At 78.2% G+C, this 262-nt stretch carries 1 pseudogene; it reads right to left on the bottom strand.

Annotated features, from left to right (window positions below):
* Positions 1 to 201: pseudogene (locus tag SACPADRAFT_RS31945) on the bottom strand (glycosyltransferase family 1 protein); the annotation flags it as partial.
* Between the last annotated feature and the right edge of the window lie 61 nt (positions 202 to 262).

Below are 262 nucleotides of genomic sequence, written 5' to 3'. Positions count from 1 at the left end.
CAACCCGCGGGCCCGCATCCCGTGCGGCAGCACCGACCGCAGCCGCCGCCACCCGCGCAGCGTGAACGCCACCGCGCGGGTGTCCACGTCGGGCAGGGACGCCAGTTCCTCGGACAGCGACGCGGTGTAGCGCCCGACCCCGGTGCGGTCGCCCAGCAGGGGCGTACCGTCCAGCAGGACGCGCAGGCGTGTCCTAGCCACGGTCGCTCCTTCCCCCGGGACGGGTCCGTGGCCCGCCGTGCGGGAGCCGGGCCCGCGCGGC

Origin of the sequence: Saccharomonospora iraqiensis subsp. paurometabolica YIM 90007 (assembly GCF_000231035.2) — a bacterium.
GTDB classification, from domain to species: domain Bacteria; phylum Actinomycetota; class Actinomycetes; order Mycobacteriales; family Pseudonocardiaceae; genus Saccharomonospora; species Saccharomonospora paurometabolica.
The sequence above is the reverse complement of the archived record's forward strand: the minus strand, read 5'-3'. Positions and strand labels throughout refer to the sequence as shown.